Here is a 26,659-nt window from a genome sequence, read left to right as displayed (position 1 = left end):
TTCCAACCGATGCCAGGCGTCTGCTGCTAGAATCCCGTCCATGGAATGGCTTACCCACTCACAGACCGGTTTTCAGCAGGCTGCCCGTTATTTACTGGCAATGCGGCTGACGCTTGTCGCTCTTCAGCTGATCGCGATCGCCGTGGCCGAAACCATGGTGACCCTGGCGCACCGGGCCGAGGCTTTGATTGTGTGCCTGGTTTATGCGGTTGTGGCGACAGTGGGATGGCTCTGGTTTACCCGACGTCCGCCCCGCTCCACGGCAACGGTCAGCCTGGTGCTGACTGCCGATCTGCTGCTGATCGGCGCCTGGCTGTATCTCACCGGCGGTTATACCAACCCCCTGGTTTCTCTGCTGCTGCTGCCCATTGCCGTTGCCATCATACTGTTGCCCCCGGGCCAGAGCATCGCGGTCACCGTTGCAGGGGTCGCGGTCTATACCTCGCTGGTGCTCTGGCATACACCGGTCATTCATGAACACCACAGCGGCAACCTGGCACAGCTGCATCTTGTCGGCATGTGGGTGACCTTTGCCATTTCTGCTGCCATTCTGCTTCTGGTTGTTGGTGCGCTCTCGCGGCGTTTACGCCAGCAACAGCTGCAGCTGGCACAGGTACGGGAGACCCGGCTGCGGGACGAGCAGATCATCGCACTGGGGCTCTCTGCTGCAGCCGTAGCACATCGCCTGGGAACCCCGCTCAACACCATGACGCTGCTGGTGGACGAGATGAAAGCGGCGGCTCCTTCCGGCGAGCCGCTATCTGAAGACCTGTCGCTGATGGAGAAACAGCTCAGCCTCTGCAGCAGGCACCTGCAGCAACTGTCCACCGCAGCCATGCAGGCCAGAGCGGCGCAATTGGAAATCATTGACGCGCCGGACTGGATTATGCGGCTGCGGGAGTCCGCTACCCTGCTGTGGCCCGGCGCGACTATTGAATGGCAACAGCCTTTTCCGGACTGCCGGGTCGCGGTGGATGCCACCCTTGACCAGGCCGTTCTGAATCTGCTTGCCAATGCGATAACCGCGAGCCCCGTGTGGGTCGCGATCAGTGCCCGTGAAGGGATCGGCGGCAGGCTGGAGATCATTATTGAGGACCATGGCGATGGCCTCGAGTCTGCCCTGGAGGACGCGCCCGGTGAACAGGTTGTGAGTTCGGAAAACGGCCTCGGAGTTGGCCTGTTTCTGTCCAATGCTACCATCCAGCGGCTCGGTGGGACCCTGAAGGCCAGTGTTACCAGCCAGGGCACGACCATGATTATTGACCTGCCCGTTGCAACCGATCACAAAAACCGGAGAGGGGGAAGCGCGTGAGCAGAAACCGGGCCTGGCTTCTTGTTGATGATGACGATGCCTTCCTGCAGGTTCTTCAACGTTCCCTCAGCCGTCAGGGTATAGAGTCACGACTTGCACGGAGCCATCAGCAGGCCAGGGAGGCGCTGGCCGCTGGCGATGTCCACCGTTGTGTTCTGGATCTCAACCTCGCGGGTGAAAGCGGCCTGCAGCTGTTGCCGGAACTTCTGGAAATAAGCCCCGAGCTGGAAATTCTGGTATTGACGGGTTTTGGCAGCATCGCTACCTCCGTCGAGGCCATGCGCCGGGGCGCCGTGAATTACCTGTGCAAACCGGTGACCGTCAAGCAGCTGCTGGCGGCTTTCGAACCGCTCGATGCGCCGCCGGACCTCCGGGATGAGCCACCCTCGGTGGAAGAAATGGAGTGGGAACACATCCAGCGAATTCTCAACGACAATGACGGTAACGTGTCAGCCACTGCCCGGGCCCTGAACATGCATCGCCGGACCCTGCAGCGGAAACTGCAGAAACATTCCCGGTGGCGATCATAAACAATCTGGCAAAAAACTGACCTCTATCAACCGCCTTTGACCATTCTCCCATGGTTTTCCGGCGTCATTCCGGTAGCATGCGCCTCCTCCGAAACCGATTACCAAACCCGGACAAAGCCTGGCTGACTCGCATGCACCGCCCCCCCGAAATGACACAGCCGCCTTCAGAGATAGATCCGGATCGCCTTGCGCTGATTGCCTCCGCCACGCCAAACCTGCTGGTCATGCTTGATGAAGCCGGATGTATCGAGTGGGTAAATCCCAGCTTTGAACAACATACCGGGTATTCGCTGGCTGAAATACGCGGTCGCTTCCCGAGAGAGGTCCTTTACGGGCCAAACACGGATCCCGAAACCGCAAGACGCATTAACCAGAAGCTTCACTGCGGCGAAGTAATCGAAGAGGACATTCTCCATTACACCAGATCCGGGGCACCCTACTGGGTCCACACCTATTGCGTCCCGATTGGCGGCGAGAGGGGTGTCGCGCCCGGCTTCATTGCTATCCAGAACAATATTTCGGACCGGAAGAACAGCGAACGCGGCCTGCGTATTGCTGCCAGCGTATTTGACCGCAGCCACGAAGCCATCATGATTTCCGATCGGTCGAATCGGATCCTCGATGTTAATCCGGCGTTTTCACGGATTACCGGCTACAGCCGGGAAGAGGTTCTGGGGCTCAACCCGGCCATTCTGAGTTCCGGTCGCCATTCCGGGGCATATTACCAGTCCATGTGGCGGTCAATCGAACAGACCGATCACTGGCGGGGTGAAATCTGGAACCGCCGGAAAAGCGGTGAGGAATACGTCGAATTACTCTCGATCAGCCGCGTTCATCTGGATGAGCCCGGGCAGTACCACCACGTTGCTGCATTTTCCGACATTACCGCCCTCAAAAATCACGCCAGGGAACTGGACCGCGCTGCCAATTACGATGAGCTGACCGGCCTGCCCAACCGGCAACTTCTGGAAGAGCGCCTGGGCACTGCCCGCATTCATGCCGACCGGCAACATCGCAGTCTCTCGGTCTGCTATCTGGACCTTGACGGATTCAAGTCCATCAACGACCGGCTGGGCAATGCCACCGGCGACCAGACGCTGCGCACGCTGTCGGAGCGACTGACAGGGGCGTTGCGTAGCGGTGATACCGTAGCCAGGATCGGTGGCGACGAATTTGTTCTTCTTTTGCAGGGTGATGACAATCACGACACCGTCTACCAGCGCATTCTGGCCGCTGTTGGCGAACCCCTTCCGGTAGGCGACCAGAGTGTTACCCTGACGGCCAGCCTTGGCATCACGCGCTATCCCGAAGACGTAGCCGACGCAGAAGGCCTGATTCGCCATGCCGACCAGGCCATGTATTCGGCCAAAGAGAAAGGCCGTAACCAGTATCACTTTTTCGATCCCGGACTTGATGAGCATCGTCGAAACCGCCGCGCGCAGCTGATGGAAATTTCCCGGGCACTGGAAAACCAGGAATTCGAGCTGTTTTTCCAGCCCCAGATCCGGCTCGCCGATGGCCGGCTCCTTGGTTTTGAGGCGCTGATCCGCTGGCGTCATCCCCAGAAGGGCCTGGTCTCACCGGGGGAATTTCTGCCCATCGTCGAGAACAGTCATCTTGAAGTCCCACTGGGCCAGTGGGTACTGAAGGAAGCCATTCATCAGATGAACGTCTGGAAGGAAGCGGGCGAGGATATGGCGGTCAGCATCAACATCAGCGCACCGCATCTGATGGATCACAGTTTTGCTGACTACCTGGAGAGCTATCTCTACAGCCATCCGGAAGTCAATCCCGGCCAGATCACTCTGGAAGTGCTGGAATCAACCGCCCTCGAAGATACCAAGCAGGCCAGCAACGTACTGGCCCGCTGCCAGACTCTGGGCCTTCGGGTCGCCCTGGATGACTTCGGCACCGGCTTTTCGTCGCTCACTTACCTTCGCACGCTGCCCGTTGACATCATCAAGATTGACCAGAGTTTTGTGCGGAACATGCTGGAGGATGCCAGTGACCACGCCATTGTGGAAAGCGTGATATTCCTGGCCCAGCGGTTTTCTCATCCGGTACTGGCCGAGGGCGTGGAAACCATGGAGCACGCCCGGGCACTCCGGCAGATGGGCTGTAACTTCGCACAGGGCTACGGCTTCGCCCGCCCGATGCCCGCCACCGCGGTTCTCGGCTGGGCACGGCAGCACAGACGGGACCCTAGCGGTAACGCCTCTGATCCAGCGTTGTCAGCCGGTCAGGGTGGAATACCATCAACCCGGTGACGAAGGCGCCATTCACAAATCCCTCAGGAACCATGAACAGCGGCAGATAGCGCAGATATTCGTGAACCAGTTCGCCGAAGGTATACACGCCGGCGGACCAGAGCATCAGACACATCACCACGCCCGCCACTGCAACAGAGATACCCGCACCAAAAAAGCCGCAGAAGAAGATATAAGCAAAAAAATTGCGGAAATCGCGTTTCCGCTCCCATAGCATGATGCCGTAGCTGACCAGGGCCGGCACCATCACTGTGACCAGGCCATTGGCAGCGAAGGCGATCAGCGGTTCACGCCCGGTAATCACGGTAATTGCCAGTGCCAGTAACCCGGCCAGTACCGCCAGCCGCCACCCCATCATCAGGGTAATGAGGGTGATACCAAACACGTGGATGGATAACCCCGGAGAAATCCCCGCCCGCAGCTGCCAGACAAAACCCAGAACGACCGCGGCGCCATAAAAGGAATGTTGCAGGGCCTGGTCGCGGCGAAATTCCGACCAGTTGATGCCGCGTACAGCGTTAATCAGTATCGCCAGGAATATCAGACCGGTGATGATCAGCTGGCCGGCAGAGAGCAGGTTCTCTGTCATTCCCATGGTAAGGATGCTCCGGTTCAGAACGTTGAGCCGCCGCAGCGGGCCTGGTCAGTGCCTGCCAGGCCTCGTAGGCACTCAGAAAGACCTGACCTCCAAGGTTCGCCAGCAGCTCGGTGTCCCCGAGGCGGTCCATTACAGGTCCTTTTACGTCCGAAAGATGCAGGCGGACACCCGCATCCGTCAACCGTTCATTGATGGTTTCCAGACTTTCCAGGGCTGACGCATCCACCAGATTGACTGCCGGGCACACCAGCACCAGGTCCTGCAGCTCCGGCTGCCCGGTTACCAGGTCCATCACGGTTTCTTCCAGGAAACGGGCATTGGCAAAATACAGGCTTTCGTCCACCCGCAGGAAGGTCACCCTGGGGCACAGCTCCACCCGGTGCCGCAGTACATTGCGGAAATGCTCAGTACCCGGTACCGGGCCAATCACCGCACAGTGGGGGCGGCTTGTCCGGTACAGGAACAGACCGATGGACAAGGCCACACCTGCGACGATGCCGGCCTCAACACTGTATACCAGGGTCAGCACGATGGTAGCGAGCATGGCGCCGAAATCCGGCCGCGAATACCGCCATGTCCGGCCAAGGGCGGGAAGGTCGATCAGGGTGGAAACCGCCACAATGATGGTTGCCGCCAGGGTCGCCTGGGGCAGATAGGCAATGGCCGGCGTCAGGAACAGGGTTGCCAGGGCAATACCTACAGCCGCATAGGCGCCCGCTGCGGGAGTTTCGGCACCGGCATCAAAGTTGACCACAGAACGGGAGAAACCGCCCGTGACCGGCATCCCGCCGGAAAACCCGGCGCCCAGGTTGGCGGCGCCAAGGCCAATCAGCTCCTGGTCCGGATCAATCCGCTGGCGCCGCTTGGCGGCCAGGGTCTGCCCCACGGACACTGACTCCACAAAGCCGATCACGCTGATCAGCAGGGCGCTGACCGCCAGCTGCTGCCACAATTCCGTATCCAGGCTGGGCATGGTGAAATCGGGCAATCCACGTGGCACATCACCCACCAGGCGAACACCCTGTGAGTCAAGCTGGAATTGCCAGGCCACCAGGGTGGTAACCAGTACTGCCAGAATGGGGGCCGTTCTGGTCAGGATATCGGCCAATGCCGGTGCCTGCCCCATAGCCGTTAGCAGAGGCTTCAGACGCTTGCGGGCGAACACCAGGAACAGCAGAGTTCCGGTGCCCACGGCCAGCGTCGCCAGATTGGTGTTTCCTATCGACAGGATCAGCGACTGGCCAATTGTCAGCAGGTTATGCCCGGAGGCCTGAATGCCGAAAATATGCTTGAGCTGGCTGGCGGCAATAACAATGCCGGAGGCGGTGATAAAACCCGAAATCACCGGGTGACTGAGAAAATTGGCAAGGAAGCCAAGGCGGAGAACACCCATTATCGTCAGCATCAGGCCTGACATCACCGCCAGCAGAACCGCACCGGCAATGTATTCCGGGGTGCCTGCTTCTGCCAATGGCGCCAGCGCGGCCGCTGTCATCAGCGAAGCCACTGCCACCGGCCCGACAGACAGGGTCCGGCTGGTGCCAAACACGGCATAGATCACCAGCGGCAGGATACTGGCGTATAACCCCACGTGGGCCGGCAGCCCTGCCAGCAGGGCATAGGCCAGTGACTGGGGGATGAGCATGACGGTCACGATGACCGCCGCCACCAGATCACTGGTAGCCTGACCGCGCCCGTATTGCGGCGCCCACTGCAGAATGGGCAGATAGCGTTTAAGATTCATCGGGAATCTCAGAACAGGTTAACCGGTACTTTCAGGTAGACCCGGCCGTTGTCTTCCGCGGGGGGCATATGCCCGGCCCGCATATTGACCTGCACCGAAGGCAGAATCAGCCTGGGCATGTCCAGTGTTGCATCCCTTTCGGTGCGCATCTTCACAAACTCTTCCTCGGAAACACCTTCGCGGACATGAATATTGGCCTCACGCTGTTCGGCCACAGTAGTCATATGCCGGTATTCCTCACGCCCCGGCGCCTGATAATCATGGCACAGAAAAATACGGGTTTGTGGCGGTAACGCCAGGACCTTCCGGATCGACCGGTACAGCATTCGTGCATCGCCGCCCGGGAAATCACAGCGGGCGGTGCCGTAATCCGGCATGAACAGCGTATCCCCCACAAAAGCGGCATCTCCGATCACGTAGGTCAGGCAGGCCGGAGTGTGGCCAGGTGTATGCAGCACCAGCCCTTCCAGATTGCCGATCCGGAAGCGGTCCCCTTCCTGGAACAGGACATCAAACTGGCTGCCATCCCGGGCAAATTCGGTACCGGCATTGAATGCCTTGCCAAAAATCTCCTGCACCTCGGTGATGTGAGCACCAATACCGGTTTTACCACCAAGCTCAGCATGCAGACAGGGCGCTGCGGACAGGTGATCCGCGTGAACATGGGTTTCGATGATCCACTCCACCCGAAGGTTCTTTGTGCGGATGTAGTCAATGATCTCGTTGGCGGAGCGCACGTCGGTTTTACCTGCTGCATAGTCGAAATCGAGAACGGAATCGATGATTGCGCAGGCGTTGCTGTCAGGGTCGCTGACCACATAGCTGAAGGTATTGGTAGGTTGGTCGAAAAAGTGCTGGACGAGTGGATCGGCCATAGTACTCATCTCCCCGCGATTGGTATTTCGTTCTAAGCATATACTAAAATGAAATATTAAGGGAAATGAGCTTTTGTAATTGCCGCGATGGCCCCTGGCTCTCGGGCACGGCAAGCCAACTTTGCGGCAGGGCTGGGCATTGGCCCTGATAAGGGCGACAATCAGCGCAAGGATGACCCTTGCAAGGAACAGGAGCTCTGCCGACCATGTCATCGCAAGCGCCCCCCGCCGAACCACAGCGCACGCAGGAAAACAAGCGCGCGCTCTGGTCCTGGGCCTTTTACGACTGGGCCAACAGTGCCTTTTTTACCATCATCCTCACGTTTGTCTTCGCCCAGTATTTCAGCGTTTCGGTAATGCAGAACGAGGTGAAAGGCACCGAGGCCTGGGGCTACATCGTCGGCATTTCCGGTGTGCTTATCGCCGTCCTGGCACCCATACTGGGGGCCATTGCCGACCAGTCAGGCCGGCGCAAACCCTGGTTTATCGGCTTTACTCTGCTTTGCGTGGTGTCCTGCGCCATGCTGTGGACGGTCACGCCAGACCGGGATCAGTTCTGGAATGCCGCGTTATGGGTAGGCCTGGGCACGCTGGGCGCCGAATTTGCGTTCATATTCTACAACTCCATGCTGCCAGACCTGGCAAGCCCGGAGCGCACCGGCCGCTGGTCCGGCTGGGCCTGGGGACTGGGTTATGTAGGGGGGGTGCTGAGCCTAGTGGTGGCTCTGTACGGCTTTATCGAAATTGATGCCAGCCTGTTCAACCTGAACCGGGACGAAGCCGAGCACGTGCGTGCCACTTTCGTCCTGGTTGCGGTATGGTACCTGGTGTTTGCGTTGCCAGCCTTCATCTTCATCCCGGACCGTCCTCCCACCGGCCTGAAGCTGGCAGCCGCCACCCGCGCCGGGTTTTTGCAAATCAAACAGTCCATCGTTGATGTCCGTCAGTACAAGGACATCGTGCGTTTCCTGATTGCCCGCATGCTGTATACCGACGGCCTGGCGACAATCTTTACCTTCGGGGGCGTGTACGCCGCCGGCACTTTCAACATGAGCCCCACCGAAGTACTGCAGTTTGCCATTGCCCTGAACGTAACAGCCGGGCTGGGCGCGCTGGCTTTTTCCTGGATTGACGACGCCCTGGGCGGGCGCAACACCATACTGCTGTCACTGATGGGGCTTGGCAGCAGTGCACTGGGCATCCTGCTGGTGGACGGGACCACTGCGTTCTGGATATGGGGCATGACATTGGGGATCTTTGTGGGGCCGCTACAATCTGCAAGCCGTTCCCATCTGGCTCGGGTGGCGCCACCCCACCTGCAAACACAGATGTTCGGCCTGTTTGCGTTTTCGGGAAAAGCCACGGCGTTCGCCGGCCCCCTGCTGGTGGGCTGGGTTACCTCGGTGACCGGCAGTCAGCGCTGGGGCATGAGCACCATACTGGCATTCCTGCTGATCGGTTTTGTGCTGATGCTCAAGGTGCCCGCGACTGAAGTGAGGAAAGACCGTTAATTGCGGGTGTCCCGGTTATTTGTACATCCGAAGGTCTTCCGCCGCCGTAAAATCCGACTCTGACACTTGATACAACAGGAATCCTATGTCAACGCAAGCTTCTTCTACCGCACCAGCCACGCCTACGAGGCTGCCCTGTCGCGGCTGTCTGCCCACTTGCAGCAATTACGCAACATGCAACGGAGCGCCGTGGCGAGCAAAGAAAACAGCAGCGCTATCCGGAGGGGGCGTGAAGCCAAAAGCCAAGTCCGTTTAAAATTGGTATACTTCATTTCAGTTTCGATATTGCACCAACAGTGATCACGCAGGAACAAGCCTCAACCCAAGGGAAACGACGAACAGGGAGCTCCGTTGCACTACAGGTGGGCTGTAATTCTCGCTATTTTTCTGGCTCCGGCCACGATCCATGCCCTGTCGCTGACTGAGGCACTGGAAGCCGCCCGTCAGGAGGCTGTCACTCTGCAGACACTTGCGGCCGAAACCAGGCAGGCGGAAGCTGTCCATCAACAGTCCTCACAGGCCTATCTGCCTTCCGTCAGCGCAGACGCTTCCTGGCTGCGGGCAGATTCCTCCCTGATTACCGGTGTGCCGGTCCCCTCTCTTGGCATCCCCCCGACCATCCAGCGCGCAGATTTAGGCCCGGTGGAAGGCACTCTGACTGGCGTGCAGGTAATACAACCGCTGATTAACGCCGATGCGATCAAACTACGCCAGGCCGCGGCCCTGAAGCTCGATGCCCGCCGCCATGCTCAACAATGGGGAAACCAGGCCATCCGTCTGGAAATATCCCGTCTTTACTTCAATGTCCTGCGACAACGGGAACGGGTGGAAGCCGTCCAGATGTCCTATCAGGCAGCCCGAAAAGCGGCAACGCTGGCACACGCCAGTTACCGGGAGGGACTGGCGTCACGTCTGGACACTGAACAGGCGGATGCCGAACTGGCTGCGATTGAAGCCCGTATCGAACATGTAAATGCTCAAAGAGTGCAGGCACAGGTTGAGCTGGAAACCCTGCTGGGCATGACTCCGGAACAGGAGATTGTCCTTTCCACACCCCTGCCCCGACCTTCGCCTCCTGTCCGCATCGGCGATCCCCGCGCACGCAAAGACCTGCAGGCACGGCAGCTAGCAGCTGAAGCAGCCAGCGCCGGCACCAGTGCCTCCAGGGCTGAATGGATGCCCAGGGTAAACCTTCTGGCAAGACAGCAGTGGGTTGAAGGCAACGAGCCTCTCAATGAAAGCTCCGATGGATGGCTGGTCGCCGTCAACATTCAGTGGACCATTTTTGATGGCCTGGGTCGTCAGGGCAGAATTGCCGAGTCCAGAGCCGAGGAAGAAAAAGCCCGAATTGAACTGGAGGGTGTAAAGCGCCGCATCCAGAGGGAGCAGACCATGGCGATGACTCTCTGGCAAGCAGGCTATGCCGGATGGCATGCGGCGCAAAAGGCAACCGAGGCTGCAACGCGTGCAGAGCAGCTGGCACTGAGGCGTTATGAAGAAGGAATCGGCTCAATGACTGACCTGCTTGCGGCGCAGGCGCGGCTTGACCGCCAGCGCACGAACCTTGTTGATGCACGGTACCAGGCTGTTCTTGCCGCTATGAACTATCACCTTCAGAACGGTTATGATCCGATTCTGGCTGTCAGGGAGCAACTCCCATGACCGCTAACATCCGATGTCAGCTGCTGTTTTCAGCCTTCTTTCTGGCAGTGACCGGGTGTTCTGACCCGCCCCCCTCAAACACGACCGAAGCGGTTGGAAAAGTCCCCGTCACCGTCGCTGAAATCAGTGAATGGAAATATCCGTTAACCCGTCAGCTGCCAGGCGTTGTAAGGCCCGGAAAGCGTGCCATTCTGAGCACCCGGATTGCCGGCACCCTGACATCCGTTACCAGGGAGCCCGGCGATGAAGTAACCACCGGCGAGTTGCTTGCCACCATCGACGCCAGAGACATAGAGGCAGCCATCGCCGCTGCCGAGGAAAAAATCATCGCGGCCGAGGCAGCGGTCCGGCAAGCCAGACTGGACAGCGACCGACTCGAGAGACTTTATCAGGAAGACCTGATTGCACGGGTACGCACCGAGCGTGCAAGGGTCAGACTCGAGGAACTGGAAGCACAGCGGCAGGCTGCGAAATCAGAACTCGAAGCGCAGCAGACCAACCTCAGCTATACACGCCTGACCTCTCCGTTTGATGGCGTAGTTGCCGAAACCCTGGTGGACAGCGGCAGCTTCGTCGGCCCCGGCCAGCCACTGATTGTCCTGGAGGATCGCCAACAGCTGAGAATTGATGTGCCGGTTTCCAGCAACCAGGCAGACTCTCTGGTGCAGGGACAGACACTTTCGGTGGTTGCAGGACCAGGAAACGGCACCTACGAAGCCCGGTTGGTCAGCATAATACCTGCACTTGATGACAAAGGTACCGGCCAGCGTTTACGGCTTGCCATCGACACGGAAACGGCCGCTCTCGCACCCGGCCAGGTCGTTTCAGTTGTGGTGCCGGTGGCGGACGCAAAACGTCGGAACCGGGACACGACCTGGGTGGCCCTGCCGCAGGACGCACTCATCAGGCGAGGACAGCTGACCGGCGTGCTTGTCGTGCGAAGCCCGGGTGAACAGGTGTCCGCAGAACCGGCAGTCGTCAATTTACGATGGATCAAAACGGCGACCATGCCGGCGATTGCTTCCGACCTGATTCCCGTTACCCAGGGGCTTGAGGTGGGCGACCGGGTGGTACTGGACCCATCCGCCGATCTTCAGGATGGCCAGCCGGTGATTATTGAGAATGCCGGTACAGTCGATGGCAAAAAATAGCATGCGTCTGGGACTGGCGGGGCACATTGCCAACCGGTTACTGGACTCACCGGTGGTGCCGCTGTTTGTTGTCGCCTGCTTGTTGCTTGGCGGTTATGCACTTCTGGTTACTCCCCGGGAAGACCGGCCGGACATCGACGTACCCACAGCCCTGGTGCTCCTGCCCTGGCCCGGAGCAGGCGTAGAGCAGGTCGATGAGCAGCTTGCCCGCCGTGCCGCCAGCTGGGTCCGTGAAATTGCCTCGGTCAGCGAGGTGCGAAGCAGCAGCTCCAACCATGCGGCACTGCTATCCGTTGAGTTTGAAGCCGGCACAGAGGAGGCAACAGCATTTTCCAGACTTGACGAACTGTTCGGGGCCCGTGCCGGCGAGTTACCCGAAATGGCCGGGCCTCCCCGTATCGAAACCTACGGCGAAGCAAGGCTGGTGGTCCTGATGGCCACCATCACCAGCAAAACCGTTGGCCCTGACGGCCTTGAAGATATAGCCGGAGAACTCTCCGCAGACCTTCTCACCCTCCCCGGCGTGAGAGATATCGGGCGCTTTGGCGGAGACCGGAACGCCATCAAGATCATGCCGAGACCAACGGATCTGGCGGCCCGGAAAATCCCTCTGAGCCAGCTGGCCGAGGCCGTTGCCGGGGCGAACCGGCGGGTGCCGGTGGGCCGGCTGGAAGGCATCCCGGTAACGGATCTTCAGGCCGGCCCGGATTTCACCAGCGCAGCACAGCTGGGCCGTATACCGGTTGGCAGCGACGGCGGTGGACCCGTGTACCTGGATGAGGTGGCGGACGTCAGACTTGGCAGTATTGAGCAGAATCATGCCGTTCTGCACTGGCAAAAAGGCCAGTCAGCTCCCTTTCCTGCCGTCACTCTGGCGATAACCACGCTCGAGGGCATGAATGTCAGTGATATTACCCGGAAGGTGCAACAACGGCTGACGGAATTCGCCGCCAGCTCTTTGCCCGACGACGTACAGCTGAACGTTACCCACGATGCGGGTAAAGATGCCACAGCACGGGTTTACAATGTGTTGTTCCAGCTGTTGTCCGGCACCCTGATCGTCGTCGGTATCATCTGGCTTGGGCTTGGCTGGCCCGCTGCCGTGATCATCGCAATCATGATGCCGGCATCGCTGTCGATTGTTCCCTACCTTTACCACCATCTCGATTTTACCCTCAATCCGGTATCCATAGCCGCGATGATCCTGGCTATTGGCATCCTCTCGGACGATGCCGTGGTCATGCTGGAAAATGTGTCCCGCCATTTTCAGCGTGCCGGAGAAAAAACCCGGGAGCTGACAGTCAGGGCCGTAAACGAAGTGGGCAATCCGACGATACTGGCAGATCTGCTGGTGGTGGCCACGCTGCTTCCTACTGCTTATATCACCGGAGAAATGGGGCAATATGTTCGCGCCCTTCCTGTTGGCGCGTCAGCGGCTGTACTGTTTTCCCTGCTGATAGCCCTCACCATCACCCCCTATTTCGGTTATCGATTGCTGAAAGTCGATACCGACGCCAGCGCAGAGACGGATAACGGAACAAAAGAGGCTTCCCGGGACCGGGAATCCGGTGACACGCCTCTGGTTGGCTACTATCGCCGCCTCCTCGCCCCTTTTCTTGCTGCCACCTGGCTGCGCTGGCTGTTTTATCTGGGCCTTATTGTTCTGCTTATCGCCAGTTTTTCACTGGTTGCTTTCAGGATGGTCCAGATCGGCCTGACGCCTCTGCTGGACCGTAATGTGTTTGCCGTCAATGTTGAGCTGCCACCTGCCTCAACCCTGACCGAGTCCCTCACAGCAGCCTCGGAGATCAACCGACACCTGCGGGCTGTTCCGGAGGTGAGCGGTGTCACTATTTATTCGGGCCTTTCGGCACCGCTGATCTATCCGCCCGAGACGCTGTCGCCGCCCGGGCCAAAGGCGCCACGGGACCTGACACTGCACGTGGTCCTGGTTCCCGAAGAGCAGCGGAACCGCCAGAGTTATGAAGTCAGCCGGGAAGTGGCTCACAACCTCAGCGGCTGGCTGGAACCCTATGACGCAAAAGGGCATATCAGCCGTATTCCGTCCGGCCCCAGCAGCGACCGGGCGATTACAGCTGAAATCTATGGGCGCGATCCGGAGACCCGCCGATCCGTCGCCCATCAGGTGGAGCAATGGCTGGGCGACCAGAAAGGGGTGATCTCGACGGATCAGAGCCCGTCGCGACCTCTCCCTCGCCTCAATCTGGAAGTGGATCCGGAGCGGGCCGCCACCTTCGGCGTCATTCCGGCAGAAGTCACTCGCAACCTCTACCTTGCCCTGGAGGGAGAGACCCTTGCCAACTGGTCCGGCGACCGGCACTCGCGGGAGCCAATTCCCATCATACTCAGGCTGGCCAGACCGGATCGGGAAACCGAACAGGCCATAAGGAGCCTGTACGTCATCAACGTGGACGGCGAGCCGGTGTCGCTGGAATCCGTTCTGGAGTTCGATTACACGGACGGGGAGCGCGCGCTCTTCCGCCGCGGACTGATGCCGGTAACGACCGTGTTCGCGGATCTGGACCGTTCCCGCGCCCAGCCACTGACCGTGCAACTTGAATCTCCGGCCAGCATCGCGGAAACCGGAGTAAGCTGGCTGGCCCCGCCCGATAACGCGTCCGAGCCGGTCATCTACTGGTCAGGAGAGTGGGAAATGACCCGGGACGTGTACCGGGACCTGGGCGTGGCAGGGCTTGTTGTCATGATCCTGATTTACGTGTTGCTGGCCGGCTGGTTCAGCTCCTACCGGCTGCCCCTGTTGATAATGCTGCCCATCCCCCTGATCTTCATCGGCGTGATTCCGGCCCACTGGGCCTGGGGCATCAATATTGCCGGCACGGGTGTATTGGGCGTGATCGCACTGGGCGGTATCGTCACCCGTAATGCCATCCTGCTGGTGGACTTCATCGAGAAAAGGCTGGATGAAGGCATGGACATCAAAGAAGCGGTCATCCAGGCCGGAGCGCAGCGGACCCGCCCCATCATCCTCACCGCCGCTACTGTAATGTTTGGCAGCGGGGTTCTGATCTTCGAACCATCACTCGAGCCGCTCGGCCTTACCCTGGCCAGTGGTGTTCTTGTGTCCACCTTCCTGACCCTATTGCTGATTCCATTACTTTACTTCCATGCGTTCAAAGGTAAATCCAGCCCTGGCTGAAGTGACATCCTGATCCAAGCCCGGCCCGGCAGGGTAACCAGTGAAGCGGCGGCCACGGCAACGCCGCTCATGGCAGCTTGCCACCTTCGTTTCGTAGCCGTCCCTTGCTGCCACTGCTATATTGCTACCTTAGACTGATCCACCCGCCGGAAATCAGGGAGACTTCATGCAGGCAGAGCTGATCGAAATACGCAACCACCTGGCCCAGCACTCTCCATTCGACGAGATGCCTGAGGAGACCCTCGACAAAATCGTATCGAGCATTGAAGTTGCCTATTTCCGTGCAGGCACCGAGGTCCTCAAATTCGGAGAAAGCAACGCCTATCTGCACTACATTCGCAGTGGCGCCGTCGAGATGTATCGCCGTTCGGGCGAACTCTACAACCGTCTCGGTGAAGGCGAGATTTTTGGCCAGTATGGCCTGTTGATGAGCAAAACCGTGCGTTTTCCTGTCACGGCCATTGAAGACTCCCTGATCTACCTGATTCCCGACGAGATTTTCCAGTATCTGTGGCAAACCGACGAGAATTTTACCGATTTCGTGGAAGTCGAAGACCGTTCGCGCCTGCGTTCAGCGCTGTCCCGGCGGGAAAAGTCCAACCAGCCCATGACCGCCCGGGTAACCCGGCTGATTTCCCGTGAGCCGGTCACTGCGCCCAACACCGTTCGCCTGCAGGAGGCTGCCCGCATCATGACGGAAAAGGGTGTTTCAGCGCTGCTCCTCATGGACGAGAGCGGTGACAACGCCAGGCTCTCCGGCATCATTACCGACCGTGACCTGCGCACACGCGCACTCAGTGAAGCCCTGCCGTCGGAAACACCGATCAGTGAGATCATGACCGATCAGCTGATCACCACGAGCTCCAATTCGTTCATTTTTGAAGCCATGCTGACCATGCTGCACAACAACGTGCACCACTTGCCGGTGATGGAGGGCGACAGAATCCGCGGGGTAATTGCGCTGTCCGATATCGTCAAGCACGAGTCCCAGAGCAGCCTCTACCTGGTCAGCAATATCTACCAGCAACAGGATATAAAAGGCCTCAAGCGTCTGAGCAAGGAAGTGCCCAACACCTTTGTACGTATGGTCCGGGAAGACGCCAATTCCCATATGATCGGCAGCGCCATGGCCGGTATCGGCCGCAGTTTCAGCCAGCGACTGCTGGAACTGGGGGAGGAAAAGCTGGGGCCACCACCCATACCCTACTGTTTCATGGCACTCGGTTCCATGGCCCGGGACGAGCAACTGGTGGTAACCGACCAGGATAACGCCATGGTGCTGGACGACAGTTTCGATCCGGCGCAACATGACGAGTACTTCCTGGCACTGGCGAAATTCGTCAGCGACGGCCTGGCGGAATGCGGTTACGCGTACTGCACCGGCGATATCATGGCGACCAATCAGAAGTGGCGCCAACCCTTGCGGGTGTGGAAGGAGTACTTCGCCGACTGGACCGAAAACCCCAAGGCCGAAGCGCTGCTGAACAGCAATATCTTCTTCGACCTCGACGGCATCCATGGCCGCACCGAGTACACCGAGGAGCTCAAAGCGTTCATCGCCGAGAAGGCCAGCAACAGCCAGCGGTTCCTGGCCATGCTGGCGCGCAACGCCCTAAACCGTACGCCGCCACTGGGCTTTTTCCGCACCTTCGTAATGGAGGAAAGCGGCAAGCAGGCCAAGACCATCAACCTGAAGCGTCGCGGAACGGCGCCGGTCTCCGACCTGATCCGGGTGCATTCCCTGGCCTGCGGCTCGAAGGCCCAGAATACTTTCAACCGCCTCAAGGCCATCGGCAAAACCAGGCTGATTCCGGAAGACGGCGTGGACAACCTGCGGGATGCCTTCGAATTCATCGCCATTGTGCGGATCCGCCATCAGGCCCTTGCCATCGAAGCCGGCCGCCAACCCGACAACAACGTGCGCCCGGAAGACCTCTCGCCCTTCGAACGCAGCCACCTGAAAGATGCTTTCCAGGTGGTCAGCCAGGCCCAGAAGTTCCTCAAGTTCCGTTATAACGCACAGGTGGGGCGGAATGTCTGATAACCGCGAATCTACGACGACCGGGGAGATGCCCCAGGCCCTGTCGTGGCCCGAACGCTTCCGGGAACTTGCAACGCAGGCCAGGGATGAACGGCTAAAGTCATTCTACGAAGCGGGTTGCGTCGGGCCTGAAACCCCCATGAAAGACGTTGCGTTCGTGGGCCTGGATTTCGAAACCACCGGCCTGGACCCCAACAAGCACTCCATTGTCAGTATCGGCGTGGTGCCGTTTACCCTCGACCGGGTGCAACTGGGAGGTGCCCGGCACTGGCTGGTCAAACCACAGCTTCCGCTGCATCAGACGTCCATCACGATACACGGCATCACCCACACCGATATCGACAAGGCACCGGATCTGGACGATGTACTTGGTGAGGTTCTCGGAAGCCTGGCCGGTCGCATTCCGGTGGTTCACTATCGCAGTATCGAACGGCCGTTCCTGAACGTCGCACTGAAGTGGCGGATCGGGCAGGAGATAGAATTTCCGGTGATCGACACCATGGCCATCGAAGCCCATCTGCACCCCGACCGGCAGCCCAACTGGTGGCAGAAGTTAAGGGGCCAGCAACCCGTCTCCATCCGTCTGACAGACAGCCGGCTGAGATATGGCCTGCCCCATTACCCACCCCATAATGCTCTGGTGGACGCACTGGCCAGCGCAGAATTACTGATGGCGCAGATACAGCATCACTTTTCGCCGGAAACCCGCATCGGGGATCTCTGGCTGTGACGAGCAGACGGCCTATTTAGAAGCGGTGCGACTGTTCTCTTCCACTTCGCTGATCAACGCCCCGTAACCCCGAGCCTCCATATCCTCCAGCGGAATAAACTTCAGTGCCGCGGAATTCATGCAGTAACGCAGGCCTGTGGGGTCAGGTCCGTCATTGAACACGTGGCCCAGGTGCGAGTCGGCGTATCGGCTACGGATTTCAGTGCGTGTCATGAAAAAGGAGCGGTCCTCTTTTTCCACCACCATGTCCGGACTGATCGGCCTGGTGAAGCTGGGCCAGCCGGTGCCGGATTTGTACTTGTCGCGGGAAGAGAACAGTGGCTCGCCAGAGACGACATCCACATAAAGCCCCGGCCGTTTTTCATCAAAGTATTCGTTCTTGAAAGCCGGTTCGGTGCCATCTTCCTGGGTCACATAATACTGCTCTTTGGTCAGCTGCTCCTTCAATGCTTGCTCATCCGGTTTGTCAAAGGTCTCCGGATTGAATGCTTCAACCTCGCTGAGGTCGATAGCAGACTCATCGCCTCCGGATTGCCCGGAATTGCCGCTGTTCCCGGAGCCCTTCTGTTCCGGCCGATATTGGGCATAATCTACCTCTTCATCGTCGCCCCAGACCTTTTCAATGAACTGGTAGCGACCGGAGTTGAACGTGTAGAGCTTGTAGCGCACCGGATTCTTCTTGTAGTAATCCTGATGGTATTCCTCGGCGTCGTAAAAGGCCTCGAAGGGAACAATTTCAATCTTCACCGGGTTGTCATAGCGGCCGGATTCTTCCAGCGCTTTCACAGAGGCTTCGGCAGCCCGCTTCTGCTCGTCATTGTGATAGAAAATGGCCGGCCGGTACTGCCTGCCCCGATCCACATACTGGCCTTTTACATCGGTCGGATTGGCGGTGCGCCACAGGGCCTGAAGCAGACCTTCATAGGTAATCTCATCAGGGTCGTAGTAGACCTGCACCGCCTCGGTGTGGCCAGTGCGCCCACTCGAAACCTGCTGATAGGTGGGATTTTTCTCGTCACCACCACTGTAACCGGACACCGCCTCAACGACGCCGGGTACTTTTTCCTCATAGGCGGCTTCAACGCACCAGAAACACCCACCAGCGAAGGTCGCAACCGCCAGTTCAGGGTCGTCCGGGGCATATTTCGAATCCTGTCCACTGGCAGCACCAACCTGTAAAGCGGTCAATGTTATGGCGGCGGCCATGGACATCAGTAAAAGATAGTGTTTCATACATTTGCCTCGGGCAATTAACAGTCCAGTCGTCTGTTTGACGGCTTAAACCGGGGGAGTTCCCCTTCATTTACGAATACCGTGTATGGTTGGGATCACCAGAGCCTGCGCAGGGAGCGATTTGTTCGGAAATGGCAGGCCTTGTGCTTTGACGATAGAATACAAGAGTCCGGCTTATGAGGTTCCAGTGGCAGCAGACCTGAGTTCAACCAGAGCAACACCCGAGGACGTTGTCCGCCACGCCCGCCGGCTCTGGCTGAAGGGTGAGCGCATTCATCTTGCTTCACTGTCGGAAGAACTCAACATCGGCCGTGCCACCCTGTTCCGCTGGATTGGTAACAAAGACCTTCTCATGGGCGAGGTCTTGTGGTCGTTATACGATTCCGTGCGTCAGGACGCCATCAGGCATACCTCCGGCCATGGCGTGGACTATGTGGTGGGAGTGTTCCGCTACATAAATTCGATACTGCTCCATTCGCAACCCTTGCGGCGTTTCATCCACGATGATCCGGAGTATGCCCTGAAGATGCTGACATCCTCTCGTTCCACACTGCACAGCCGCACCGTTGAGGCCAATACGCGGATGCTGAAAGAGCAGGTCGCCGCCGGTTATATTCAGCCGCCGATGAACCTGGAAAGCCTGTCCTACTTCATGGTGCGGCTGGCGGAATCCTGCCTTTATGCTGATATTATTGGCGGCCGCGAACCGCGGGATGAGGAGCTGGAGGATGCCTGTACGGCGGTGCGGATTCTGCTCGGTGGTAAGGCCTGAGGTTTTGGGGCTGGCTGTGTGTGGAGGGTATATTGTCGGATTACGGCTGCGCCTAATCCGACCTACGAGACGGATCCGGCCTGCATGGTGGAACCTCGCCCCGTAGGTCGGATTAGCGAAGCGTAATCCGACACCCGGCTGCCGGCAATTACAACTGCAACGACCGCACCTCCAGAAACTCCTCCAATCCCCACTTGCCAAACTCCCGCCCGATGCCGGAATGGCCGAACCCGCCAAACGGGGCCATCGGATTGAAGTCCCCGCCGTTAACAAACACCTGGCCGGTGCGTAGCTTTCCGGCCACTTTCCTGGCGTGGGCATCATCACCGGACCAGACCGCGCCTGACAGGCCATACGCAGTGCCGTTAGCAATTTCGATAGCCTCGGCCTCATCCTGGTAAGGGATTACGCACAACACCGGGCCGAAAATTTCCTCCTGGGCAATGCGGCTGTCCGGTTTGACGTTGCCGAACAGGGTGGCTTTGACGAAGTAGCCGTGGGCGCAGCTTTCCGGTGCTTCCGGGCCACCGGCAATCAGGGTCGCGCCTTCCTTGATACCGAGTTTGATGTAATCAATGACCTTGTCCCGCTGCTGCGCCGAGGCCAGCGGGCCCAGGCGTGTGGTTTCTTCCAGGGGATTGCCCGGCGTCATTTTCGCCATCGCAGCGGCGGCAAGTTCACAGGCTTCGTCGTGTTTGTCGGCAGGCACCAGCATGCGGGTCAGCGCGGTACAGGTCTGGCCCGAGTTCAGCAGACAGTTGTTGACGGTTCCCTTCACCGCTTTGGCCAGATCGGCGTCCGACAGGATGACCGATGCCGACTTGCCGCCCATCTCCAGGGCAAAGCGTTTGAAGTCATCGGCCGCGGCGTGGGCGATCAGGCTGCCGGTGCGGGTGGAGCCGGTGAAGGACACCATGTTGACGTCCGGATGTTTGATCAGGGTATCGCCCACGGTACTGCCTTCGCCGCACACCAGATTAAAGACGCCTTCGGGCAGGTCCGTCTTATCCAGGATGTCCGCCAGAATATAGGCGCTCTGGGGTGCGATTTCCGAGGGCTTGAGAACGATGGTACAGCCAGCGGCCAGGGCCGGAACCACCTTGAGAATCACCTGATGCAGGGGGTAATTCCAGGGGGTGATACAACCCACCACGCCCACCGGTGTGTACTGGACTTCGGAATTGCCAACCTGCTCGCTGAACGGGAAGTCCGGCAGCAGTTTCAGGTAGCTTTTGGTGATGGTGGCCGGCAGACCGGCCTGGATGCCGGTGGCCAGCTTGATGGGCATGCCCACTTCCCTGCATATGGTTTCCGCGATTTCGCCAGCCCGTTCCTTGAGGCCGGCGTGAAGCTGTTCCAGCACGTGGATACGTTTTTCCAGCGTGCTTTCAGACCAGCTTTCGAAGGCGGCGTTAGCGGCGGCTATGGCCTGTTCCATCTGCTCACGGCCGGAGGCCGGGACCCTGGCAATGACGTCGCCGGTAGCAGCCTCATGGACATCGATGGTATCGCCACTCCAGTCCTGCCACTGGCCGTTGATGTAGTTACTGCTGAGGTTGTTCATGGTTCTGCTCCTGAATCAGTCGAACACGATCACGCCACGGGCGTTCCTGCCCGCTACCATATCATCAAATGCGCTGGTGGCGTCTTCTGTCGGGAAGGGGCAGAAACCTGTAGTTGCAGACAAACCGGGTCACCGCTAAAACTCAGAATCCTGCATGCTCAGCGGCGTGGTATCCAATCCACTCAGCAATCTGGCCAGACTGTCCACCTTCGGTAACTCGTAGCTGGCAAAATACTCACAGGCTTTCACTTTACCCTCGTAAAATTGCGCTGTCTGCTCACCTCTTCCATCCAGTCCGGTCATGGCCTTGCCAGCCTGTCGCAACCAGAGCCAGCCAACCACCAGATGGCCGAAGGCTTCCAGATAAAGCGAGGCGTTGGCCAGGGCTTTCTCCACACTACCCCTGGCTTTCTCGGTGTTAATGGCCTCTGTCGCCACAGCCATGGCTTTCAGTGCTCGACCCAGGTTGTCGGCACAGGGTGCCAACCGCTCAATGCCATGAGCTTCATCGATAGTGGCTTCAATCCGGTCCATCAGTTCCTGGTAAAACTCACCGCCGGCCATGGAGACTTTGCGCCCTAACAGGTCGATACCCTGAATGCCGTGGGTGCCCTCGTGGATGGGGTTGAGGCGATTATCGCGGTAAAACTGCTCGACGGGATACTCGCGGGTATAGCCGTATCCTCCGTAAACCTGGATTGCCAGGCTGTTGGCCTCCAGGCAGAACTGGGATGGCCAGGATTTGATGATCGGCGTCAGCAGATCCAGCAGGCCGGCGGCGACTCTGCGTTGGTCTTCCGTGGCGCCGTGTTTTTTCTCGTCAACCAGCATGGCCCCTTGCAGGCAGAGTGCCAGGCCACCTTCGACGTAGGCTTTCTGGGTCAGCAGCATGCGGCGGATGTCGGCATGGCGGATCAGCGGCACTTGTGGCGAGCCGGGATCTTTCTCGCCCACGGGACGGCCCTGTTTGCGATCGCGGGCGTAGTCCAGGGCGTGGAGGTAGCCAGTGTAACCCAGCATGACCGATCCCAGACCGACGCCGATGCGGGCTTCGTTCATCATATGGAACATCGCCGCCAGGCCGTTGTTGGGCTCGCCGACCAGGTAACCCACGGCCCCCTCTTTTTCACCGAAGTTGAGCATCGTGGAGGTAGTGCCGCGATACCCCATTTTGTGAATCAGGCCCGCCAGCACCACATCATTACGTTCGCCGAGGCTGCCGTCTTCATTGACCAGTATCCTGGGCACGATAAACAGCGAAATGCCTTTCACTCCGGAAGGGGCATCCGGTAAACGGGCAAGCACCATGTGGATGATGTTGTCGCTCAGCTCATGATCGCCCGCGGATATATAGATCTTGTTGCCGAACAGGCGATAGCTGCCGTCGGCCTGCGGCTCCGCGCGGGTTCGCAAATCACCCAGGGATGAACCCGCCTGGGGTTCTGTCAGGCACATGGTGCCAAAGAAGCGGCCGGCCATCATCGGCTCGGCGTATTTCTTCTGCTGATGCTCATCGCCCTGGGCCATGACCAGGTTTGCCGCCGCAATCGTCAGCCCCGCATAGCCCTGAGTGCCCACGTTTGCTCCCTTGAGCATCCCAACGCACATCTGGGCTACGGCGGCAGGCAGCTGCATGCCACCGCGTTCGTAGTCCTGGCCGGCGGCCATCAGGCCAGTATCCCGCAGGACATCCAGGGCCTTTTTGACCTCCAGGCGCATAACCACTCGGCCATTCTCGAATCTGGGTTCCTCTTCGTCGACCAGGCGGGCGTGGGGGGCAAATTCTTCGGCCGCTACTTTCAGTGCAAGATCCAGTGCGGCCTGAAGGGTTTCACGGTTGTGGTCGGCGTAACGTTCATAGCCCAGAATCTGTTCGACTTCATGGAGTTCGAACAATTGGAAAGCAAGGTCCTGGGTGTTGATGATTTTTTGTTGCATGGCCTCGCACTCTTGGTAACTGTCGGCGATTTTGTCGGATTACGCTTCGCTAATCCGACCTACGATTTACGATCTACGACGGCGGGATTAACCACGTAGGTCGGATTAGCGAAGCGTAATCCGACAAAGCCAAAGTTGTCATATCGGGCCTGGCAGAAATATTCAAACCACCTCGAACAGGCCGGCAGCACCCTGGCCACCGCCGATGCACATGGTCACTACGACGTACCTGGCACCGCGGCGCTTGCCTTCAATCAGGGCGTGGCCAGTCAGACGTGAGCCGGTAACGCCATACGGGTGGCCCACGGAAATAGAGCCGCCATTCACGTTCAGCTTTTCCATGGGAATGCCCAGACGGTCACGGCAATAAATCACCTGCGAGGCGAAGGCTTCGTTCAGTTCCCACAGGTCGATGTCGTCCATCTTCAGACCGCTGCGCTCCAGCAGTCGCGGAATGGCGAAGACCGGGCCGATACCCATTTCGTCCGGCTCGCAACCGGCTACGGCAAAGCCCCGGAAGATGCCCATGGGCTCAATGTTGTGCTTCTCCGCGTAGGTGCTGTTCATTACTGTGCACACAGAGGCACCGTCCGAAAGCTGGGACGCATTACCGGCAGTGACAAACTGATCATCCCCACGCACCGGATTCAGGCCCTGCAGGCCCTCAAGTGTGGTATTGGGCCGGTTGCACTCGTCACGGGTCAGGGTGACGTCTTTATAGCTGATGTCACCGGTTTCCTTGTCTTTCACCATCATGGTGGCGTCGAAAGGCACAATCTCATCGTCAAACTTGCCGGCCTTCTGGGCCGCCGCCGTACGCTGCTGGGAAATCAGCGCGTATTCATCCTGGGATTCACGGCTGATGCCATAGCGTTGAGCGACAATATCGGCGGTTGCGATCATCGCGAGATATAACTCGGGTTTGTTCTTCATCAGCCATTCATTGGTGGCATGAAAGCTGTTGGCCTTGTCGTTCTGCACCAGGGAAATGGACTCGACACCACCCGCCACCATGGCTGGCACGTTTTCCGACACCACCCGCTGGGAGGCGATGGCGATGGATTGCAGGCCAGAGCTGCAGAACCGGTTGATGGACATACCTGCAGTCGTTACCGGCAGGCCGGCCCGAATCGCCGCCAGACGGCCAATGTTCTTGCCCTGGGCGCCTTCATGGAAGCTCGCGCCAAGGATCACATCTTCCACAATGGCCGGGTCGATGCCCGCACGCTCAACGGCATGCCGGATCACATGACCGGCCAGATCCACAGAGTGGGTGTTGTTCAGAGCGCCACGGTAGGATTTACCGAGGCCGGTACGTGCGGTTGAAACAATAACGGCATCAGACATAACAGTGTCCTTCACAATTGGTGTACGGGTAGGTCGGATTACGGCTTCGCCTGATCCGACCTACAGGACCAGTCTTCAGATCAAAGATCCCCGAACTTCCGACCTTCAGCGACCAGCTTCTCTAACAGACCAGCCGGCTTCCACTGTTCACCACCCAGGGTGTCATGGAAGTGCTTCACGGTCGCCAGAATGGTGCCCAGGCCAATCTGATCGGCCCAGAACATCGGGCCTCCCCGATAGGCCGGGAAACCATAGCCGAAAATCCAAACCACATCGATATCCAGCGAACGATCGGCGATGCCTTCTTCCAGAATCTTCGCGCCCTCATTGACCATCACATACATGCACCGCTCCAGAATCTCCTGGTCGGTGATGTCGCGGGGCGTAATGCCCTGCTCCTGACGGAAACCGGCAATGATCTGGTCTACCTTCGGATCGGGAATCGGCTTGCGGCTACCTTCCTCATACCTGTACACACCCGCCTGGGTCTTCTGACCCAGGCGACCCTGCTCCGCCAGCCTGTCCATCCAGCTTGCCGGCACATCTTCACCGGCCTTGCGGCGCTCCTGACGGATACTGTAGCCGATATCAATACCCGCCAGATCCGACATGGCAAACTGTCCCATGGGGAAGCCCAGATCAGTCAGCACCCTGTCCACCTGCTGCGGGCTTGCACCTTCATTGACCAGCGCCATGGCCTCGGCACCACGCTTGTGCAACATGCGGTTACCAACAAAGCCATAGCAATTACCCACCATGACACCCACTTTGCGGATCTGCTTCGCCAGCGCCATGGCAGTGGCCTTGACCTCGTCGGAAGTCTTTTCACCACGCACAATTTCCAGCAGCTTCATCACGTTGGCCGGGCTGAAGAAGTGCAGCCCGATGACGTCCTGCGGGCGCCTGGTCGCAGCGGCAATGTCATCAATGCTCAGGGTGGAGGTGTTGGACGCCAGAATTGCACCCGGTTTGCAGGCCTCGTCCAGCTGACCGAAGATTTTCTTCTTCAAATCCATGCTTTCAAAAACCGCTTCGATCACCAGGTCGGCATCGCTGAAATCATCATAGGTCAGAGTGCCGCTGATCAGGCTCATGCACTCCTCGACCTGGGCCCCGGTGATCCGGCCTTTCTTTGCGCTGTTCTCGTAGTTTTTGCGAATCACCGCCAGGCCTTTGTCCAGCGCTTCCTGTTTCACTTCGGCGATGGTCACCGGGATGCCGGCGTTGGCGAAATTCATGGCAATACCACCACCCATGGTGCCGGCACCGATCACTCCCACTTTGCGGATGTCACGCACCGGAGTGTCCTTGGGCAGACCCTTTACTTTGGAGACCTCACGTTCGGCAAAGAAAGCGTGAACCAGCCCGGCGCGCTGCGGGGATTCCATGCATTCCATAAACAGTTCACGCTCACGCTTCAGACCTTCATCGAACGGCAGATTGACGGCCGCTTCTACCGCATCCACGCATTTGAACGGCGAGAACAGGCCACGGGCTTTCTTCTGCAGTTGCGCACGGAACTGCTCGAAAACCTCGCTGCCCTTGTCGGCTTCGATCTTGTCGGTCAGGTCACGAACCCGGCGGGCCGGCTTGCCTTCATCGGCGATGCTCTGCGCGAAAGCCAGACCAACCGCCCTGATATCGTTGTCGTCTTCAACCGCATCCAGAATGCCCAGCGCGAGCGCGTCTTCAGCCGCTACGAAGTCGCCGGTAGTGATCATTTCAAGGGCTTTCTGCGCACCGGTCAGCCGCGGCAGGCGCTGGGTGCCACCGGCACCGGGTAGCAGCCCAAGCTTCACTTCCGGCAGGCCAACCCTGGCACTGCTCAGGGCCACCCGGTAATGGCAGCCGAGAGCGATTTCCAGACCACCGCCCAGGGCTGTGCCATGAATGGCAGCGACTATCGGTTTGTCACTGTTTTCATACTGATTTACAACAGCGGCCAGCCCCGGCTCCTGCATCGGCTTGCCGAATTCGCGGATGTCGGCGCCGGCAATAAAGGTGCGGCCTTCGCACACCAGCAACAGTACTTTGGCGTCGGCGTCTTTCTGGCCCTGCTCAAGCGCAGCCACCAGGCCGGAACGAACCGCATGGCCGAGGGCGTTTACCGGCGGGTAGTTCACCGTGATCACGCCAATGGAGCCTTCCCGGTTATAAGTTACGACCTCAGACATAATTTCTCCTCGCCTTGTATGGAATATGGTTT

18 protein-coding genes are annotated in these 26,659 nt (G+C 58.9%); 10 read left to right on the top strand and 8 right to left on the bottom strand.

Features of this window, described 5'->3' with window-relative positions; all coding sequences use genetic code 11:
• Positions 1-40 precede the first annotated feature (40 nt).
• From DIT72_RS06500 to DIT72_RS06490, 3 genes are all read left to right on the top strand, one after another.
• Complete coding sequence (locus DIT72_RS06500; RefSeq protein WP_135954345.1) at positions 41-1,312, top strand: sensor histidine kinase; 1,272 nt, start codon at positions 41-43, stop codon at positions 1,310-1,312.
• Positions 1,309-1,842, top strand: coding sequence for a response regulator transcription factor (locus tag DIT72_RS06495; RefSeq protein WP_135954344.1), 534 nt, complete (start codon positions 1,309-1,311; stop codon positions 1,840-1,842). The genes DIT72_RS06500 and DIT72_RS06495 overlap by 4 nt, the downstream gene beginning before the upstream one ends.
• A gap of 131 nt (positions 1,843-1,973) precedes the next feature.
• On the top strand, positions 1,974-4,109 hold the full coding sequence (locus DIT72_RS06490) for a GGDEF and EAL domain-containing protein (RefSeq protein ID WP_135954343.1): 2,136 nt from the start codon (positions 1,974-1,976) through the stop codon (positions 4,107-4,109).
• On the opposite strand, the gene DIT72_RS06485 is transcribed toward DIT72_RS06490, so the two are convergent.
• Genes DIT72_RS06485 through DIT72_RS06475 form a run of 3 tightly spaced genes read right to left on the bottom strand, consistent with a single transcriptional unit; the run spans position 4,045 to position 7,326 of the window.
• Positions 4,045-4,704 (bottom strand): energy-coupling factor ABC transporter permease, encoded by a 660-nt coding sequence (locus tag DIT72_RS06485; protein ID WP_135954342.1) that lies wholly within the window; start codon positions 4,702-4,704, stop codon positions 4,045-4,047. The two genes, DIT72_RS06490 and DIT72_RS06485, sit on opposite strands and share 65 nt — an antisense overlap.
• Positions 4,628-6,451 carry a SulP family inorganic anion transporter gene (locus tag DIT72_RS06480; RefSeq protein WP_135954341.1) on the bottom strand — a complete coding sequence of 608 codons (1,824 nt, stop codon included), beginning with the start codon at positions 6,449-6,451 and terminating at the stop codon, positions 4,628-4,630. The genes DIT72_RS06485 and DIT72_RS06480 overlap by 77 nt, the downstream gene beginning before the upstream one ends.
• Before the next feature lie 8 nt (positions 6,452-6,459).
• On the bottom strand, positions 6,460-7,326 hold the full coding sequence (locus DIT72_RS06475) for an MBL fold metallo-hydrolase (RefSeq protein WP_135954340.1): 867 nt from the start codon (positions 7,324-7,326) through the stop codon (positions 6,460-6,462).
• A 206-nt stretch (positions 7,327-7,532) separates the two neighbouring features.
• Between DIT72_RS06475 and DIT72_RS06470 the strand changes: the two genes are divergently transcribed.
• The 6 genes from DIT72_RS06470 to DIT72_RS06445 all read left to right on the top strand — a co-directional run bounded on the left by DIT72_RS06470 (position 7,533) and on the right by DIT72_RS06445 (position 17,599).
• Positions 7,533-8,837: an MFS transporter gene (locus DIT72_RS06470; protein WP_135954339.1), complete on the top strand. Its 1,305-nt coding sequence runs from the start codon at positions 7,533-7,535 to the stop codon at positions 8,835-8,837.
• A 351-nt stretch (positions 8,838-9,188) separates the two neighbouring features.
• Complete coding sequence (locus DIT72_RS06465) at positions 9,189-10,499, top strand: TolC family protein (RefSeq protein ID WP_135954338.1); 1,311 nt, start codon at positions 9,189-9,191, stop codon at positions 10,497-10,499.
• A complete protein-coding gene (locus tag DIT72_RS06460; RefSeq protein WP_135954337.1) occupies positions 10,496-11,650 on the top strand; it encodes an efflux RND transporter periplasmic adaptor subunit in 1,155 nt (384 codons plus the stop codon). Before DIT72_RS06465 ends, DIT72_RS06460 begins: the two co-directional genes overlap by 4 nt.
• Entirely contained in the window at positions 11,637-14,828 is a 3,192-nt protein-coding gene (locus DIT72_RS06455) for an efflux RND transporter permease subunit (RefSeq protein ID WP_168355024.1), read from the top strand. The genes DIT72_RS06460 and DIT72_RS06455 overlap by 14 nt, the downstream gene beginning before the upstream one ends.
• Before the next feature lie 166 nt (positions 14,829-14,994).
• On the top strand, positions 14,995-16,869 hold the full coding sequence (locus DIT72_RS06450; protein ID WP_135954335.1) for a putative nucleotidyltransferase substrate binding domain-containing protein: 1,875 nt from the start codon (positions 14,995-14,997) through the stop codon (positions 16,867-16,869).
• The gene (locus DIT72_RS06445) at positions 16,862-17,599 is read left to right on the top strand and encodes a 3'-5' exonuclease (RefSeq protein WP_228260742.1); all 738 of its coding nucleotides are present in this window, start codon (positions 16,862-16,864) and stop codon (positions 17,597-17,599) included. The genes DIT72_RS06450 and DIT72_RS06445 overlap by 8 nt, the downstream gene beginning before the upstream one ends.
• A 12-nt stretch (positions 17,600-17,611) precedes the next feature.
• Here DIT72_RS06445 and msrB read toward each other — a convergent pair whose 3' ends face one another.
• Positions 17,612-18,832 carry a peptide-methionine (R)-S-oxide reductase MsrB gene (msrB, locus tag DIT72_RS06440; protein ID WP_135954334.1) on the bottom strand — a complete coding sequence of 407 codons (1,221 nt, stop codon included), beginning with the start codon at positions 18,830-18,832 and terminating at the stop codon, positions 17,612-17,614.
• A 187-nt stretch (positions 18,833-19,019) separates the two neighbouring features.
• On the opposite strand from msrB, the gene DIT72_RS06435 reads away from it, so the two are divergent.
• Positions 19,020-19,604, top strand: coding sequence for a QsdR family transcriptional regulator (locus tag DIT72_RS06435; RefSeq protein WP_135954333.1), 585 nt, complete (start codon positions 19,020-19,022; stop codon positions 19,602-19,604).
• A gap of 148 nt (positions 19,605-19,752) precedes the next feature.
• Here the strand turns inward: DIT72_RS06435 and DIT72_RS06430 are convergent, their stop codons facing one another.
• The 4 genes from DIT72_RS06430 to DIT72_RS06415 all read right to left on the bottom strand — a co-directional run bounded on the left by DIT72_RS06430 (position 19,753) and on the right by DIT72_RS06415 (position 26,627).
• Entirely contained in the window at positions 19,753-21,168 is a 1,416-nt protein-coding gene (locus DIT72_RS06430) for an aldehyde dehydrogenase family protein (RefSeq protein ID WP_135954332.1), read from the bottom strand.
• 135 nt (positions 21,169-21,303) lie between these two features.
• Positions 21,304-23,106 carry an acyl-CoA dehydrogenase gene (locus tag DIT72_RS06425; protein WP_135954331.1) on the bottom strand — a complete coding sequence of 601 codons (1,803 nt, stop codon included), beginning with the start codon at positions 23,104-23,106 and terminating at the stop codon, positions 21,304-21,306.
• Positions 23,107-23,268: 162 nt separating this feature from the next.
• Positions 23,269-24,453 (bottom strand): acetyl-CoA C-acyltransferase, encoded by a 1,185-nt coding sequence (locus DIT72_RS06420; protein ID WP_135954330.1) that lies wholly within the window; start codon positions 24,451-24,453, stop codon positions 23,269-23,271.
• Positions 24,454-24,533: 80 nt separating this feature from the next.
• Complete coding sequence (locus tag DIT72_RS06415) at positions 24,534-26,627, bottom strand: 3-hydroxyacyl-CoA dehydrogenase NAD-binding domain-containing protein (RefSeq protein WP_135954329.1); 2,094 nt, start codon at positions 26,625-26,627, stop codon at positions 24,534-24,536.
• Positions 26,628-26,659: the final 32 nt, after the last annotated feature.

The sequence above is a fragment of the Marinobacter orientalis genome (assembly GCF_004792665.1).
GTDB lineage: Bacteria > Pseudomonadota > Gammaproteobacteria > Pseudomonadales > Oleiphilaceae > Marinobacter > Marinobacter orientalis.
Note: the sequence above shows the minus strand (reverse complement) of the source record. Positions and strands in the feature narration are given on the sequence as shown.